A 15,339-nucleotide genomic window follows, 5' to 3' on the forward strand; every position below is an offset into this window, starting at 1 on the left:
GAAAACCTAACGTACGTTTGGTTGAAAGACAAGCCGCGATCTGGTTCACTGCGCGCCATGGGGAGACTGCCGCTCAGCGCGTGCTGGACGCTGCCCGACCATGTCGACCAGGCCGCGGAACGCTGGCCGGACCTCGAAGCGCTCGTGTACGGCGACGACCGCGCGACGTTCGCGGGCTTCGCCGAGCGGACGCTGACGTTCGCCGCCGCGTTGCAGGCGCGCGGCATCGTCCACGGCGACCGTGTCGGCGTCCTGATGGGGAACCTCCTCGACACGCTGGTGGCGATCTACGGCACGTCGCGCCTCGGCGCGATCCCCGTGCCGATCAACAACCGCTTCCGCGCGACGGAGCTCGAGCACGTCTTCGGCCACTCGGGCATGAAGCTCCTGATCACCGCCGCGGGCACGCTGCACGCCGAGGCGCGCAAGGCGTCCGACGACCTCCCGGCGGTCGTTCACGGCGAGCCCTCGTGGGACGCGTTCCTCGTCGGGGCGGGCGACGTGCCGAACGTGCTCGCGCGTCAGCGAAGGGTCGCCGTCGCCGACGTCGCGATGCTGATGTACACGTCGGGCACGACCGCGCACCCGAAGGGCTGCCGGTTGACCCACGAAGGGCTCGTGCGCACCGGTCGCGTCTTCGGCGAGGACCGGTTCCCGATGGTCGCCGGCGACCGCCAGTTCAACCCGCTGCCGCTCTTCCACCTGGCCACGATCCTGCCGTTCAACGGCTGCCTCGCGGTGGGGGCGGCGATGATCGGCATGGAGCACTTCGAGCCGGGTGCGGCGCTGCGGCTCCTCCGTGAGGAGCGCTGCACGGTCGCGTTCCCGGCGTTCACGCTGATCTGGCAGGCGATGCTCGACCACCCCGACTTCGCCGCTGCCGACCTGTCGGGGCTCCGGCTGGTCAATGTCAACGGCGACCCCGAGGTGACGCGGACCTTCGCGCCCCGCACGCCGGACACGGTCCAGATCTCGCCGTACGGCGCGACCGAGGGCGGCGGCGTGATCGCGCTCAGTCATCCCGGCGACACGCTCCAGGAGCGGATCGGCACCGCCGGGCGCCCGTTCGAGGGCGTCGAAGCGCGGATCGTCGACCCTGAGACCGGCGCGCCGGTGCCGCCTGGCGTGCAGGGCGAGATCACCTACCGCGGCTGGTCACTGTTCGCGGGCTACCACGAGGACCCGGCGGCGACCGCGGCCGCGATCGACGCCGACGGCTACTTCCATTCCGGCGACCTCGGCCGGCTGGACGAGCAGGGGCGCCTGAGCTACGACGGCCGCATCAAGGACATGCTCAAGGTGGGCGGCGAGAACGTCGCCGCGGCGGAGATCGAAGGGCTGCTCTCGCGGCACCCGGCGGTGTTCACCGTGCAGGTCGTGGCCGCGCCCGACGCCCGCTACCACGAGGTGCCGGCCGCGTTCGTCGAGCTCCGGCCGGGGGCGAGCGCGACCGAGCAGGAGCTGATCGATCACTGCCTCGGGGCGATCGCGACCTTCAAGGTGCCGCGCTACGTGCGCTTCGTCTCCGAGTGGCCGATGTCGGGGACGAAGATCCAGAAGTTCGTGTTGCGCGAGTGGATCGCGGGCGAGTTGCGCGACGCGGGGATCACGCAGGCGGCGAAGGTGCCGTCCGCGCGGGTCTGATCACGAAGGAGCCGATCGCGGTCGCCAGCAGGCGGCCCTCGTGGCGGATCTCGCACGCGGTCGCCGCGGTCCGGCGCGTCCGGCGCTCCAGCCGCGACCGGCAGACGACCTCGCCGGCCGCCGCCGAGTCGATGAAGTTGATCGCGACGTTCGTCGTCGCGCACATCTCGTCGGGCTGCAGTTGCGGCAGCAGCACCGAGGTCATGCCGTAGTCGGCGAGCGCGAACACGACCGGCCCGAGCAGCAGCCCGACGGCGTTGATGTGCTCGGGGCGGATCGTCAACCGCAGGTCGTCGGCCGACTCCCAGCGCAGGCCGAGCAACTGGGCGAACGCGTCGTCGATCATCCGGTGGGTGAGGCGTCGACGCCGCCGTCGACGACGATCCGCTGGCCGGTGACCATCGCGGCGCCGCACAGGAACCGCACGACCCTCGCCACGTCCGCCGGCTGCACCAGGCGCCCGAGCGGCTGCGTGGCATCGAGCGCGGACATGTCGTCGAGGCCGAGCTTGGCCTTGACCAGCTTCGCGCCCATGTCGGTGACGACCAGGCCCGGCGCGACGATGTTGACGCGCACGCCGTTGGCCACCTCCTCGTTGGCCAGCGAGAGCGCGAGCGCCTCGAGCGCCGCCTTGGCCATGTTGTACGGCGCGCCGTTGGCCTTCATCTTGTTCAGCTCGGAGCTGGAGATCGCGATGACGTCGGCGCGCTCGGCGGCGCGCATCCCGGGCAGCAGGCGCTGGACGAGCCGGTGCGTGGCGAACGTGTGCGTCGCCATCACCTTGGTGACCTCGGCGGGGTCGGTGTCGGCGACCGGCAGGCCGCGGGAGGCGATCCCGGCGTTGGCGACGAGGAGGTCGACGGCGCCGAAGTGGGCGAGCGCCTCATCGGCGAGGCGGTCGACGTCGGCCGGCTCGGACATCGACGCCTGGATCGCGATCGCGCCGTTGCCGGCTTGGGCGACCACGTCCTGCGCGGCCTCCTCATCGCGGCGGTAGTTGACGATCACGCTCGCGCCCGCGCCCGCCAGCTCGAGGGCGATCCCACGCCCGATCCCGCGGCTGGCGCCGGTGACGAGCGCGACCCGCCCGGCGAGCTCAGACATGCGCCGTTTCGAGCAGCTGCCGGACCTCGCGCATCGCCTTGAACGAGTAGACGGAGAGGTTCGCGTCGGCGAACGGCGTGATGTTCCAGAGCACGACGTCGCGCAGCCCCGCCTGCTGGTAGGCGCGGATCTGCTCGGCGATCATCTCCGGCGTGCCCGCGAGCGTGTGCTCGCGCACGATGCCGCCGGGGATGTGGGAGACGATCCGCAACGCCTCCTCGCGGGTGACGGTCGTCGGCATGAAGCTGTGGAAGCCCGTACCGCCCTCGAAGGGCGAGGTGGAGCCGTGGCGCGCGTAGGTCTCCGCGGGCAGGTCGACGGCGGCGAAGAGCATGCGGGTCATCGGCTCGTCGCAGAGTCGTTCGAGCGTCTCCTCGTCGGGGGCGCAGATGACGTAGGCGAGCATCGACGGCGTGATCGCGTCGGGGTCGCGCCCAGCGGTCTCGGCCGCCTCCCGGATCGCGGCCAGCTTGGTCGCGTAGGCGTCGGGCTTGATGTTCGTGGGCAGCCAGCCGTCAGCCAGACGGCCGGTGATCTTGAGCATCCGCGGCCCGTGCGCGGCGACCCACACCTGCGGCGGGACGCCCTCGTAGGGCTCGAGGCCCAGCACCGCGTTCTCGAGGTCGAAGAACTTGCCGTGGAAGTCGACCGGCTTGGTCGTGCTCCACAGCAGGCGCATGACCTTGATCGCCTCCTCGAGCACGCCGACCGGCTTGTCGAAGGAGAGTCCGTACGGTTCGATGTTCATCCGCTCGCCCGACCCGAGGCCGAGGATCGCTCGGCCCCGGGAGAGGTGGTCGGCGGTCAGCGCTGCCTGCGCGAGCATCGCCGGGTGCCGGCGGATGGTGTCCGTCACGCATACGCCGACCTTGATCGTCGAGGTCGCCGCGCCCGCCGCGCCCATCATCATCAGCGGGTCGAAGTGCACATGCGGGTTCTCCTGGTACTTCGCCAGCTCCGTCATGTCCTCGGTCCACACCGAGTCCGGGATCCACCCCATCAGGTGACACGGCCACCAGATCGCGTCGAAACCGTCCGCCTCCGCCCGCTGGGCGAACTCGATCGCCTTTGCGGCCGGCGGCATGATCCGTCCCGGAGCCCCAAGAGTCACGCGCATAACGAGAGACTACCAACCAACCGACTGTTTGGATATGCTGCCGTCATGGAGCGCGTCTCGGTCATCACCGGAGGGGCTGGAGGGATCGCGTCGGCGTGTGCCCGCCGCCTCGCGGACCGCGGCCCCGTGCTGCTCGCCGACGTCGACGCGGCCCGGCTCGAAGCGGCCGCCGCCGCGCTGCGCGGCCACGGCGCGACGGGGGGCGGCGACGACGCGCCCGCCCGCGGCGGCGACGCGCCCGCCCGCGGCGACGCGCCCGCCCGCGACGACGCGCCGGCCCGCGGCGCGGTCGTCCACACCGCGCTCTGCGACGTCTCCGACCCGGCTTCGGTCGCGGCCCTCGCCGCGCGGGCCGCGGTGCTCGGGCCGCTCGGCGCGCTCGTCCACACCGCGGGGCTCGCGCCGCCCGGCCCGCACGACCCGCGGCGGGTGCTCGACGTCAACCTCGCCGGCACCGCGCGCGTGCTCGACGCGTTCCTCGATCTCGCCACGCAGGGAAGTGTCGCGGTCTGCATCGCGTCGCTCGCCGGTCATCGCGCGTTCGCGGCCGAATACGACGACGTCCTCGCCGACCCGCTCGCGCCCGACCTCTACGACCAGCTCGACGGCGCCGACGTCCTGCGCACGTACTCGATCTCCAAGCGCGGGGTGATGCTCGAGTGCCGCCGCCGCGCCGCCGCCTGGGGCGCGAAGGGCGCGCGGATCATCTCGATCTCGCCCGGACTCGTCGTCGACACCTCGATCGGGCAGGCCGCGGCGACGATCCACGCCGGCGCCTACGCCGACCAGGCGGCGATGAAGCGGGCGGGCGTCGCCGCCGACATCGCGGGCGCGGTCGCGTTCCTCACGTCCGCCGACGCGAGCTACGTCACCGGCTGCGACCTGCTGGTCGACGGCGGCGTCGTCGCGCACACGCTGCACCATGCCGAGGTCTCCGACCGCGAGCGGTGGAACCGTGCCGGTCACTGAGGTCCGGACGCTGTTCGAGCCGGTCGCGCTCGGCCCGCTGCGGCTCCGCAACCGGCTCGTGATGGCGCCGATGGGGACGTGCCTGGACAACGGCGGGCACATCACCGACGAGGCGATCGCCTACTACGTCCGCCGCGCCCGCGGCGGCGTCGGGACGATCACCGTCGAGGGCTGTCTCGTCTCGCAGGAGACCGTCGGCCCGGAGCCGAAGATCAGCGGGCCCGAGTACCTGCCGGGCCTGAAGAAGCTCGTCGCCGCGCTCAAGAGCTACGACGTCACGGTCGGCGTCCAGCTGATGCACCCGGGTCGCCAGGTCGTCGCCGGCCCGGCGGTCGCGCCCTCGCCGGTCCCGCTGAACTCGCACGCGCCGGTCCCGCACGAGCTCAGCGCGGCCGAGATCGCGGTGATCGTCGACGACTACGCGCGTGCGGCGGACCTCGCGCTCGAGGCCGGTTTCGAGTTCGTGGAGGTCCACGGCGCCCACGGGTACCTGCCGTCGACCTTCCTCTCGCCGCTCGACAACCAGCGCCGCGACGACTACGGCGGCTCGCCGGCGAACCGCGCCCGCTTCAGCCTCGAGGTCGCGCGGGCGATCGTCGCCACCGGCGCGCCGCTCGTCTGGCGCATCAACGGCGAGGACGCCGTGCCGGGCGGCTTCACGCTCGACGAGTGCGTGCAGGTGTCGCACTGGCTCCAGGAGGCGGGTGCGATCGCGATCAGCGTCTCCGCCGGCACGTGGCACACGTTGCACGTGACGCTCGCGCCGATGTTCGTCCCCCGCGGCCACATGCGCCACTACGCGGCCGCGGTCAAGGCGGCCGTCGACGTGCCGGTGATCGCGGTCGGGCGCCTCGACGACCCCGACCTCGCCGCCGACGTGATCGCGTCCGGCGACGCCGACCTCATCCTCCTCGGCCGCACGCTGATCGCCGAGCCGGACTGGCCGCGCAAGGTCGAAGCGGCGCGCTTGAACGAGCTGCGGCCGTGCATCGCCTGCAACGCGTGCGTGGACCTCGTCGGCCGCGGCGAGATCGCCCGCTGCGCGGTCAACCCCGAGGCGGGGCGGGAGCTCACGTGGGCGGTGCCGCCGGCCGAGACGCCGCGCCGCGTGATGGTCGTCGGCAGCGGGCCGGCGGGGATGGAGGCGGCTCGGATCGCCCGGCTCCGCGGCCACGCGGTCTCGATCTGGGAGCGCGACGACCGCCTCGGCGGCAAGCTTCAGGTCGCCGGTCTGGCGCCGAGCAAGCGCGAGGTGCTGCGCTTCCGCGACTTCCAAGCTCGCCGGCTGGCGGAGGTGGGCGTCGAGATCCACCTGAACGCGGATGTCACCGCGGACGTCGTCGCCACGGAGCGCCCGGACGCGGTCCTGGTCGCGACCGGCGCCGAGCCGCTGATCCCGCCGATCCCGGGGATCGGATCGGCGCTCGTCGACGACGCCCAGCGCTTCCTGCGCGACGAGCTGCGGCCGGCCGAGGGCGAGCGCGTCGTCGTCGTCGGCGGGAGCGCCACGGGGTGCGAGACCGCCGAGCACCTCGCCGCCCTCGGCGTGCCGGTGACGATCCTCGAGATGCGCAAGGGCGTCGGGTTCGGGATCGAGGCGATCACGCGCCGTCACCTGATCCGCGCATTGAAGAAGCAGGGGGTGGAGATCGTCACGGGCGCGAAGGTGGTGATGATCGAGCACGACCACGTGCTCTACGAGGACCCCGACGGCGTCCAGCACGCCGTCGGAGCCGATCACGTCGCGCTGGCGATCGGCTGGCGCCCGGTCGGCAACCAGCTCGCCGACGAGCTCCACGACGTCGAGGTGGTGGTGCTCGGCGACGCATCGCGACCGTCGGACTTCGTCAGCGCGATCAATGCCGGTGCCGACGCGGGGCTCGCGCTGTGACCGGGCCGCTCGAAGGCATCAAGGTCATCGACCTCACGCGGCTCCTCCCCGGCGCGTTCGCGACCGCGTTGCTCGCGGACCTCGGCGCCGACGTGCTCAAGGTCGAGCAGCCCGGCATCGGCGACCCGATGCGGGCCTACGACCCGCGCTTGGGCGACTCGTCGGCGTTCAGCTGGGTCGCGGACCGCAACAAGCGCTCGATCGCGCTCAACCTGCGCGACCCGCGTGGGGTGGAGGTCGTCCACCGGCTCGCGCGCGACGCGGATGTCGTCATCGAGGGCTTCCGGCCGGGCGTCGCCGACCGGCTCGGCGTCGGTTACGACGCGCTGAAGGCGACCAACACACGGATCGTGTTCTGCTCGCTGTCCGGCTACGGCGCGGGCGGGCCGCTCGAGCGTGAGGCCGGGCACGACATCAACTACCTCGGCCGCGCGGGGGTGCTCAACGGCGCGCCGCCGCGCGTCCAGATCGGCGACCTGTCCGGCTCGCTGATGGCGGTCGCCGGGCTGCTGGCCGCGCTCGTCCGCGCGCAGCGGACGGGGGAGGGCGACCACGTCGACATCTCGATCACCGACGCCGCGTTCGCGCTGCACTCGATCCACCTCGGCGCGCAGTTCGCCGCCGGCGCGCCGTCGGACCTGCTCAACGGCGACTACCCCTGCTACCGCGCCTACGCCTGCGCCGACGGCAAGCGCCTGTCGGTCGGCGCGCTCGAGCCGCCGTTCTTCGCCGAGCTGTGCGCGGCGCTCGGCCGTCCCGACCTGGTCGCGACCCAGTACGACCCGACCGCGAACGATCTCTGGGAGAAGCTGTTCGCCGGCCGCTCCCGCGACGCGTGGCTGGCGCTGCTGGCCGGGCGCGACACGTGCGTCGGGCCCGTCAACGACCTCGGCGAGGCGAGCGCGGACCCGCAGCTCAACCACCGCGGGATGGTCGTCGAGCTCGACCACCCGGAGCTCGGCCCGCTCAAGCAGGTCGGCCTGCCGATCAAGCTGCGCGAGCGGCCCGGGTCGGTGCGCACGCCCGCTCCCGCGCTGGGCGAGGCGACCCGCGAGCGGCTCGCCGCCGCCGGGTATGCCGAGGAGGAGATCGAGGAGCTGCTGGCCGACGGCGTCGCCGCCGCGCCGCCCGAGAGGATGCCCGCGCCGCAATGATCACCTTGACCGACGACCTCCTCGGGCCGGAGATCACCCGCGACCCGTACCCGTACTTCGCGGCCCTGCGCGAGCACGACCCGGTCCACTACTCCGAGGCCCACCGCGCGTGGCTCGTCACCCGCTATGACGACAACGTCGCCGCGTTCGCCGATCCCGCGCTGTCCTCGAACCGCGTCCGCCCGCTGCTGGAGAAGATGACGCCGGAGAAGCGGGCGGCGGTCGGGCCGGTGTTCGAGATGATGGCCGACTGGATGGTCGTCTCGGACCCGCCGGTCCACACGCGGCTGCGGCGTCTGGCCACGGTCGCCTTCCACCCGAAGAAGTTCGTCGCGATGGAGGGGCGGATCCGCGAGCTCGTCGACCGCTACATCGACGACTACGTGGCCTCCGGCCAGGAAGACCTGATCGCGAACTTCTCCTTCCCGCTGCCGGCGACGATCATCTGCGAGCTGATCGGCGCGCCGGTCTCGGACGCGGAGAAGATCAAGGCGTGGTCGGAGGACCTCTCGCAGGTCGCCTTCGGCGCGGGCGGCGAGGCGCGCGGAGACCGCCACGCGCGGGCGACCCGCGGGCTCGAGGAGATGCTCGCCTACTTCGAGGGTCTGCTCGAACGCGCGAAGGCGGACCCGTCGGGCGAGGACATGATCTCGAGCATCCTGCGCGGCGACGGCTCGGGCGACCACCTCACCGACGACGAGATGAAGGGCATGTGCGCCCTGATGATCTTCGCCGGGCACGAGACGACGATGAACACGATCGCCGCCACCGTGTACCAGCTGCTGACCCACCCGGACCAGCTCGCGCTGCTCAAGGCCGACCCCAAGATGGCCGGCAAGTCGGTCGAGGAAGGCCTGCGCACCGAGGGCGCGATCAAGGTCCTCCAGCGCTGGGTCGTGCGCGACACCGAGCTGCGCGGCACTCCGATAAGGGCCGGACAGCGGGTCTTCCTGGTGATCGGGTCGGCCAACCGCGACCCCGCGAAGTTCGACCGCCCGAACGAGTACGACATCACCCGCATGCCGAATCCGCACATCGCGTTCGGCAAGGGCGTCCACACCTGCATCGGCGCGATGCTGGCGCGGATCGAGCTGCGGGTCGCGGTCGCGCGGCTCTTCGAACGGCTCCCGAACCTCCGCCTCGCCGACCCGGCGTTCACCCCGGAGTGGAACCCGAGCGTGGCCTCAAGGTCGATGCGCGAACTGCCGCTGAGTTTCGACCAAACTTAAAGACGGCCTGGCCCGCTTTAGGTTGACGCGGCCTGAAGCGTCGTGACGATGTCGGGCGCGTTCGGCGCCTTCTGGTAGCACTCGACGTGGTAGCCGTCGGGGTCGATCAGGTAGGCGACCTTCGAGCCCGCGTGCGGGCCGTCCTCGATCGTCACGACCTCGCCCGCGCGGCTCGTGAAGCCCTTGTCGAGCATGCGGGCGTGCAGGCCGTCGAGGTCCTCGACGAACAGGCACATGTGCCCCGCGCCGTAGTCCGACGGCCGCGCGCTCGCGCCGTGGCGCTCCAGGCCCTGGAACTCGAACAGCTCGACGAAGCTCTCGGTCCCGGGCACCTTCAGGAACGCGACCCGCACGCGCGACGGGTCCTGGTTCCAGATCCGGCGGGCGTACTGGATCGCGCTCTCGCCCAGGAACGCGACCTCGAGGCCGAGTCCGTCGCGGTAGAAGCCGAGCGCGACGTCCATGTCCTTGACCGTCACGCCGGCGTGGAAGAAGCCGGTCACGCCCATGTCGATCCTCCGTTGCGGTAGCGGTACGTGCCGTCGTCCTCGGTCACGCGGGTGACGTGGCCGGACCCACGCAGGAAGCGCAGGTACGAGAGCATCTCGGTCATGTGGCCGGTGGCCGGCAGGTCGGCCTCCTCGCCCCAGATCCGCGTGGTGATCTCGTACGCGCCGGCGGGACCTTGCTCGACCGCCTTGCGGGTCGCGTCGAGGCGCTGGGCGAAGCCCTCGCGGGTCAGCTCGATCGTCGCGCCGACCTCGGTGATCGGGCGGCCGTGGCCGGGGAGCGCGAGCCGCGCGTCGATCGCGTCGAGCGCCTCCAGCGAGGCGAACGTCTCGGCCAGCGGGTCGGGCGTGTAGCCGTAATCGAGCCACGGGACGAACGCGGGGCAGATGAGGTCGCCGACGATCGCGACGTCGTCGCGGATCAGGCACACGTGGCTCGGCGAGTGACCGGGGGTCTCGAGGACCGTGAACCCGCTGACGGTCACGCCGTCGGTCAGGTCGTGCGTGCGCGTGACCGGGCCGAGCGCGCCCTCGAGCTCCTCGTCCGCGGTCCGGTAGACCTCGAGCCGCTCCTCCGGCACGCCCTCCTGACGAGCGCGGCGCTCGCGGGCGGCGATGATCCGGTCGGTCTCATTGACCGCCTCGTAGAAGTGGGCGTCGTTCGGGTGCGACCACACCTCGGCGCCGCTGCGTTCGACCACCAGCTGGGCGAGGCCCATGTGGTCGGAGTGCACGTGGGTGAAGAGCAGCCGGCCGACCTCGTCGAGCGAGTGGCCGGTCGCCCGCATCGCCACCTCGAGCGCCTCGGCGCAGGTCGGATGGCCGGCGGTGCCGCAGTCGACCAGCGTCAGCTCGCCGCCCTCGACCACGTACGCGTTGACGTGGCTGATCTGCTCCCAGGCGAGCGGGATCCGCAGCCGCCACAGGCCCGGCAGGATCTCGCGCGCGCCGGCGCTCGCCGGGTCGACCTCCCAGTCCGGGGGCGGCGGCCCGGCCATCTACGGCGTCGCCTCGGGGAACCAGCGCAGGAGCGCGGCGGCGATGTCGGCGGGCGGCTTGTCCAGCAGCTCGACGACGTTGCCGTCCGGGTCCTGCACGTAGATCACCCGCGCGCGTCCGAAGCGGTCGACCTCGGGCCAGATGCGTTTGCCGCCCGCGGCCTCGACGCGCGTCAGCGTCGCGTCGGTGTCCTCGACCAGGACGGCGAGGTGGGGGAGGCGGGCGTCACGCGCCCGCCTCGCCCAGTCCGGCACTTCGTCCCCGGTGAATTCGAAGAGCTCGAGCATCGCGTCGCCCACCGCGAGCATCGCGAGCCGCAGCTTCACGCCCTCGTGGCCCATCGCCTGGACCGCCCCTGGACCCTCGAACGCCAGGGGCATGACCATCCAGCGCGCGCCGAGCGCCGCGGCGTAGAACGCGCCCGCCCGGTCGAGGTCGGAGACCTGCAGGCCGACGTGGTGGACCGACGCGGACATGCGATTTAGTCTACCGAATGTTTGGTCGAATCACTGCCGTGCCTTCGACGACCCGCCCGCGGCCTTCGACGTCGAGCCAGACGCGGCACTCGATCGCTTCGGCGCTCTCCGAGAGCACCTCGCCACCCGCCACCGCTCGATCCTCCGCGAAGACGTTGCCCAGCAGGCGGAAGCTGAGCGTGGTGATCGTCGCGTCCGGGAACTCGGCGCGCAGCAGGTTGACGACGTAGCTGCAGTTCGCCGGGCCCTGATTGACCTCGCGCTCGCCCATTCCGAGCCGCCTGACGAGCTCGCGGTCGAGGTGGATCGGTTCGGGTCCTCGAGCACCTCGGCCAGGTCGGCCATGCGCCCGGCGCTGACGGACTCGACGACGAACGGCTTCATCGCACCGGGAGGATGTAGGTGGTCGTCGCCGCGGCGGCCTCGCCCGCGTCGTCGGAGAGCGCGACCCGCATCCGCATCAGGTCGAACGCGCCGGTCCTGCGGCCCGTCTTGCGCTCGACGCCGAGGATCGCGCCGGTGGCGATGTACGTGCGGCCGACCTCGATCGGCCGCGTGAGCTCGAACTCGATCCCGCCGAGCATCGGCCCGTCGTCGACCATGCTGCACCCGACCGAGGCGAAGACCTCCGTGAGGTCCATCCCCATCCCGTGCAGCCCGGACGTGAAGATCCACAGGGCGTCCACGGACGGGTCCGCGTCGGGATCGCCGAGCACGGCGCCGGCGAACCGGCGACGCTTGTCCTCGGTCAGCACGAAGGTGCCCGGCGCGAGCTCGGTCATTTGACCAGTCGCCAGAGACCCGGCGCCAGCGCGCCGGCGAGGATCGCCTTCACGATGCCGCCCACGATGAAGATCGTGAAGCCGTAGTGGATCGCGTCGCCCCAGCTCATGCCGGTCGCGACCTTCAGCCACGGCACCCCGATCGCGAAGATCGCCAGCTGCCCGCCGGCGAACGCCAGGAACGCCATCACCGGGCGGCGGTCGGCGCCGCGTTCTGCCAGCGCGCCGACGATGTACGCCGCGAGGATGAACCCGACGATGTAGCCGCCGGTCGCGCCCCAGATCACGTCGACGCCCTGTGCGCCGTCGCTATAGACCGGCAGGAACAGCCCGAGCACGAGGTAGAGCGCCTGCGAGGCCGCCCCGCGGCGCGCGCCCAGCGCTCCACCGGCGAGCACGACGGCCAGCGTCTGCCCGGTGATCGGCACCGGCGACGGCGGGACCGCGATCGAGATCTGCGCGCCGAGGACGGTCAGCAGCGCACCACAGAGGATCAAGGCCGCGTCGCGGACGCGCGCACCGGGAATCGCATCGGCAAGAACCGCCCGCGGGGCGGGCGGGGCGTAGACGGTGGAGCTCATGCCGCGCGAGTCTACCAACCGTTTGGTCATCAGAAAACGTCAGATCATAAAGCCGGCCTGCTCCCTTTTAACCGACGTTTAAGGTAAAGCCCACCTAAGGGGTCTGACCCTTTAGGTGGGGTTTAGGTTCGCGGGTGGATCGCCTCGAGCTCCGTGAGGGCGTGGGCGGCGCCTTCGAGGAACTGCCAGGCGTCGTCGATCTGCTCGCGGTCGCCGACGATCCCGAAGTCGACGCGGTCCTTGTACGACACCACCGTGATGTTCAGGCCGACGCCGTCGACGATCACGCTGACGGGGAAGTTGGACAGCAGCTCGGCGCCCGCGCAGTAGAGCGAGGACCGCGGGCCGGGGACGTTGGAGATCACGAGGTTCAGCGGCGGGCGGGTGCGGCTGAGGATGTCGACCGTGTTGCGCGCGGCCAAGGAGGCGACGGTGGGCGGGATGAACGCGGTCGCGTCGGTCAGGAGCGAGGCGGGCAGCGCGGAGTGGCGCTCCTTCGCGCTGCGCAGGTACTCGTGGGTGCGGCGCAGGCGGGTGGCCGGGTCCGGCTCGTTGGTCGGGATCGGCACGATCATCATCGAGATCCGGTTGCCCCAGGCGCCGCGCTCGTCGCGGCGGCGGACCGACATCGGGATCATCGCCACCAGCGGGTCCTCCGGCAGCGCGTCGCGCTCCATCAGCCAGTCGCGAACCGCGCCCGCGCACAGCGTCACCACGACGTCGTTGACGGTGGTGCCGAACTCGCGCCGGACCTGGCGGACGGAATCCAGCGACAGCGAGCCGAACGCGAACCGCCGGTGCGCCGACACCGGGCCGTTGAACGGCGTCTTCGGCGGGCGCGCCTTGGTCACCTCGAGCACACCCGCGCTCTCGTCGGACCCGAGCGTCCGCCGCACCCGCGAGTAGACATGCGAGAGCGTCGGCACGCCCGGCAGCGCGTTGGCGCCCGGGAGGTCGGTGAACCCCGCGATCGTGGTCGGGAGCGAGCGCAGCGCCCGCAACGGCTGGCGGGGAATGCCCCGCAGGCCGCGCGCGAGCATCTCGCGGTCCCGCGGCAGCGGGGCCGCCGGCCGAGGATTCGCCGGCGGCGGGTCGAGGACGCGCCCGGTCGGCTCCGGGTCCAGCAGCACGGCCATGATCTCGTTGCCCGAGATCCCGTCGACCGCGGAGTGGTGGATCTTGGTCAGAAGCGCGACCCGCCCGCCCGAGAGCCCGTGGATCACGTACAGCTCCCAGAGCGGCCGGCGACGGTCGAGCGGCCGCCCGAACACCCGCTGCACGGTCTCGGCGAGCTGCTTGTCGTCACCCGGCTCAGGCAGCGCGGTCTCGCGGATGTGGAACTCGAGGTCGAAGTCCGGATCGTCGACCCAGTACGGCAGGTCCAGCCCCAGCGGAACCTGCACCAGCCGCCACCGCAGCGGCGGCAGGAGGTGCAGCCGCTCCTCGAGCAGTTGCTTGACCTCCGCCTCGCCGAGCTTCCCGCCCGGCGCGGTCGACGGGTCGTAGATCCCCAAGAACGCCACGTGCCCGTAGATCCGGGCCGACTCGACATTGAGGAACTGCGCGTCGAGGCTGGTGAGCTGCCGCATCGGAGTCAGCTTACGAGTGATCCGAAGACGGGGCGGTACCCGAAGAAGAGGGCGTGAGGATCGCGATCGTCGGCGCCGGCATCTCCGGCCTCGCCACTGCTCATCTGCTGCACCCGCGGCATGAGATCACCGTTTTCGAGGCCGGGCCGCGGCCTGGCGGGCACGCCAACACGGTGCGGGTGGACACCGAACACGCCACGCACCACGTGGACACGGGCTTCATCGTCTTCAACGACCGCAACTACCCGAGCTTCGAACGGCTGCTGACGGCGCTCGACGTCCCCTCGCAGCCGTCGGACATGAGCTTCGGGGTCTCCGACGGCGGCGACTTCGAGTACAACGGCGCGTCGCCGAACGGGCTGTTCGCCAAGCGTTCGCACCTGATCACGCCGTGGTTTCACCGCATGATCGCGGACCTCGTGCGCTTCAACGCCAACGCGCGGCGGCTTCTGGCGCGCGGGGAGGAGGACCCGTCGCTCGGCCACTGGCTCGACCGCGGCGGGTACTCGCGGGCGTTCATCGACCGGCTGATCGTGCCGCAGGCGTCCGCGGTGTGGTCGGCGGATCCGCGCCAGATGTGGACGTTCCCGGCGCGCTTCCTCGTCGAGTTCTTCGCCAACCACGGGATGCTCGGGTTCGCCGAGCGCCCGCAGTGGCGGACGGTCGTGGGCGGCTCGCGCACCTACGTCGACGCGGTCACGCGACCGTTCGCCGAGCGGCTGCGCGTCAACTCGCCGATCGCGGCGATCGCCCGCGACGAGGACGGCGTGACCGTCACGCCCCAAGGGCAGGCGCCCGAGCGCTTCGACGAGGTCGTCCTCGCCACCCACTCCGACCAGGCGCTGCGGATGCTCACGGACGCGACCGACCGCGAGCACGAGATCCTCTCCGCGATCCCGTATCAGCCCAACGAGGCGGTCCTGCACACCGACCGCTCGCTGCTGCCTCGCCGCCGCCGCGCGTGGGCGAGCTGGAACTACCACCTCCTGCACGAGCCAAAGCCGGTGACAACGGTCACGTACCACATGAACCGCCTGCAGGCGCTCACCGCCGACCGCGAGTTCTGCGTGACGCTCAACCGGTCAGAAGCGATCGATCCGGCCAAGATCCTGCGCACGATCTCCTACGCGCACCCCGTGTTCACGCCCGCCGGCGCCCGCGCGCAGGCCCGCCATAACGAGATCAGCGGGCGAAACCGGACGCACTACGCGGGCGCGTACTGGCACTGGGGCTTCCACGAGGACGGCGTCGTCAGCGCGGAGCGCGTGGCCGAGCGCTTCGGAGGGCGCCTGTGA

General features: G+C 71.8%; 16 protein-coding genes. 6 read left to right on the forward strand and 10 right to left on the reverse strand.

Going from position 1 to position 15,339, the window contains the following annotated elements:
• Positions 1 to 57 precede the first annotated feature (57 nt).
• Positions 58 to 1,644, forward strand: a complete 1,587-nt coding sequence (locus G569_RS53315; RefSeq protein ID WP_053227285.1) for a class I adenylate-forming enzyme family protein — start codon at positions 58 to 60, stop codon at positions 1,642 to 1,644.
• On the opposite strand, the gene G569_RS0132095 is transcribed toward G569_RS53315, so the two are convergent.
• The 3 genes from G569_RS0132095 to G569_RS53320 are packed head-to-tail and all read right to left on the reverse strand — an operon-like array spanning position 1,607 to position 3,832.
• Positions 1,607 to 1,990 (reverse strand): PaaI family thioesterase, encoded by a 384-nt coding sequence (locus tag G569_RS0132095; RefSeq protein WP_028066457.1) that lies wholly within the window; start codon positions 1,988 to 1,990, stop codon positions 1,607 to 1,609. The two genes, G569_RS53315 and G569_RS0132095, sit on opposite strands and share 38 nt — an antisense overlap.
• Positions 1,987 to 2,748, reverse strand: coding sequence for an SDR family NAD(P)-dependent oxidoreductase (locus G569_RS0132100; protein ID WP_028066458.1), 762 nt, complete (start codon positions 2,746 to 2,748; stop codon positions 1,987 to 1,989). Before G569_RS0132100 ends, G569_RS0132095 begins: the two co-directional genes overlap by 4 nt.
• Positions 2,741 to 3,832 carry an LLM class flavin-dependent oxidoreductase gene (locus tag G569_RS53320; protein ID WP_053227286.1) on the reverse strand — a complete coding sequence of 364 codons (1,092 nt, stop codon included), beginning with the start codon at positions 3,830 to 3,832 and terminating at the stop codon, positions 2,741 to 2,743. The genes G569_RS0132100 and G569_RS53320 overlap by 8 nt, the downstream gene beginning before the upstream one ends.
• Before the next feature lie 78 nt (positions 3,833 to 3,910).
• On the opposite strand from G569_RS53320, the gene G569_RS53325 reads away from it, so the two are divergent.
• From G569_RS53325 to G569_RS0132125, 4 genes are read left to right on the forward strand one after another with little or no spacing between them, the layout of a single operon-like run.
• A complete protein-coding gene (locus G569_RS53325) occupies positions 3,911 to 4,834 on the forward strand; it encodes an SDR family oxidoreductase (RefSeq protein ID WP_053227287.1) in 924 nt (307 codons plus the stop codon).
• Complete coding sequence (locus G569_RS0132115; RefSeq protein ID WP_028066459.1) at positions 4,821 to 6,725, forward strand: NAD(P)/FAD-dependent oxidoreductase; 1,905 nt, start codon at positions 4,821 to 4,823, stop codon at positions 6,723 to 6,725. The genes G569_RS53325 and G569_RS0132115 overlap by 14 nt, the downstream gene beginning before the upstream one ends.
• A complete protein-coding gene (locus G569_RS53330) occupies positions 6,722 to 7,879 on the forward strand; it encodes a CaiB/BaiF CoA transferase family protein (RefSeq protein WP_053227288.1) in 1,158 nt (385 codons plus the stop codon). Before G569_RS0132115 ends, G569_RS53330 begins: the two co-directional genes overlap by 4 nt.
• A complete protein-coding gene (locus G569_RS0132125) occupies positions 7,876 to 9,108 on the forward strand; it encodes a cytochrome P450 (RefSeq protein WP_028066460.1) in 1,233 nt (410 codons plus the stop codon). Before G569_RS53330 ends, G569_RS0132125 begins: the two co-directional genes overlap by 4 nt.
• Before the next feature lie 17 nt (positions 9,109 to 9,125).
• Here G569_RS0132125 and G569_RS0132130 read toward each other — a convergent pair whose 3' ends face one another.
• The 7 genes from G569_RS0132130 to G569_RS53355 form a co-directional block, all read right to left on the reverse strand.
• Positions 9,126 to 9,611, reverse strand: coding sequence for a VOC family protein (locus tag G569_RS0132130; protein ID WP_169542289.1), 486 nt, complete (start codon positions 9,609 to 9,611; stop codon positions 9,126 to 9,128).
• Positions 9,608 to 10,615, reverse strand: a complete 1,008-nt coding sequence (locus G569_RS53335; RefSeq protein ID WP_053227289.1) for an MBL fold metallo-hydrolase — start codon at positions 10,613 to 10,615, stop codon at positions 9,608 to 9,610. The genes G569_RS0132130 and G569_RS53335 overlap by 4 nt, the downstream gene beginning before the upstream one ends.
• Positions 10,616 to 11,092, reverse strand: coding sequence for a VOC family protein (locus tag G569_RS59435; protein WP_053227290.1), 477 nt, complete (start codon positions 11,090 to 11,092; stop codon positions 10,616 to 10,618).
• A 10-nt stretch (positions 11,093 to 11,102) separates the two neighbouring features.
• A complete protein-coding gene (locus tag G569_RS53345) occupies positions 11,103 to 11,363 on the reverse strand; it encodes a hotdog family protein (RefSeq protein ID WP_053227291.1) in 261 nt (86 codons plus the stop codon).
• Between the two features lie 109 nt (positions 11,364 to 11,472).
• Complete coding sequence (locus tag G569_RS59440) at positions 11,473 to 11,874, reverse strand: hypothetical protein (RefSeq protein WP_053227292.1); 402 nt, start codon at positions 11,872 to 11,874, stop codon at positions 11,473 to 11,475.
• Positions 11,871 to 12,455 carry a biotin transporter BioY gene (locus G569_RS0132155; protein ID WP_028066462.1) on the reverse strand — a complete coding sequence of 195 codons (585 nt, stop codon included), beginning with the start codon at positions 12,453 to 12,455 and terminating at the stop codon, positions 11,871 to 11,873. The genes G569_RS59440 and G569_RS0132155 overlap by 4 nt, the downstream gene beginning before the upstream one ends.
• Positions 12,456 to 12,577: 122 nt before the next feature.
• A complete protein-coding gene (locus G569_RS53355; protein ID WP_037500432.1) occupies positions 12,578 to 14,044 on the reverse strand; it encodes a WS/DGAT/MGAT family O-acyltransferase in 1,467 nt (488 codons plus the stop codon).
• A 53-nt stretch (positions 14,045 to 14,097) separates the two neighbouring features.
• Between G569_RS53355 and G569_RS0132165 the strand changes: the two genes are divergently transcribed.
• Positions 14,098 to 15,339, forward strand: a complete 1,242-nt coding sequence (locus G569_RS0132165; RefSeq protein WP_028066463.1) for an NAD(P)/FAD-dependent oxidoreductase — start codon at positions 14,098 to 14,100, stop codon at positions 15,337 to 15,339.

The organism is Solirubrobacter soli DSM 22325 (genome assembly GCF_000423665.1).
In the GTDB taxonomy this organism is placed as follows: Bacteria; Actinomycetota; Thermoleophilia; order Solirubrobacterales; family Solirubrobacteraceae; genus Solirubrobacter; species Solirubrobacter soli.

Coding starts and splice junctions, on each gene's coding strand:
- G569_RS0132125 (WP_028066460.1), top strand. CDS start 7,876: ATGATCACCTTGACCGACGACCTCCTCGGGCCGGAGATCACCCGCGAC.
- G569_RS0132095 (WP_028066457.1), bottom strand. CDS start 1,990: ATGATCGACGACGCGTTCGCCCAGTTGCTCGGCCTGCGCTGGGAGTCG.
- G569_RS59440 (WP_053227292.1), bottom strand. CDS start 11,874: ATGACCGAGCTCGCGCCGGGCACCTTCGTGCTGACCGAGGACAAGCGT.
- G569_RS53320 (WP_053227286.1), bottom strand. CDS start 3,832: ATGCCGCCGGCCGCAAAGGCGATCGAGTTCGCCCAGCGGGCGGAGGCG.
- G569_RS0132100 (WP_028066458.1), bottom strand. CDS start 2,748: ATGTCTGAGCTCGCCGGGCGGGTCGCGCTCGTCACCGGCGCCAGCCGC.
- G569_RS53335 (WP_053227289.1), bottom strand. CDS start 10,615: ATGGCCGGGCCGCCGCCCCCGGACTGGGAGGTCGACCCGGCGAGCGCC.
- G569_RS53325 (WP_053227287.1), top strand. CDS start 3,911: ATGGAGCGCGTCTCGGTCATCACCGGAGGGGCTGGAGGGATCGCGTCG.
- G569_RS59435 (WP_053227290.1), bottom strand. CDS start 11,092: ATGTCCGCGTCGGTCCACCACGTCGGCCTGCAGGTCTCCGACCTCGAC.
- G569_RS53355 (WP_037500432.1), bottom strand. CDS start 14,044: ATGCGGCAGCTCACCAGCCTCGACGCGCAGTTCCTCAATGTCGAGTCG.
- G569_RS53315 (WP_053227285.1), top strand. CDS start 58: ATGGGGAGACTGCCGCTCAGCGCGTGCTGGACGCTGCCCGACCATGTC.
- G569_RS0132155 (WP_028066462.1), bottom strand. CDS start 12,455: ATGAGCTCCACCGTCTACGCCCCGCCCGCCCCGCGGGCGGTTCTTGCC.
- G569_RS53345 (WP_053227291.1), bottom strand. CDS start 11,363: ATGGGCGAGCGCGAGGTCAATCAGGGCCCGGCGAACTGCAGCTACGTC.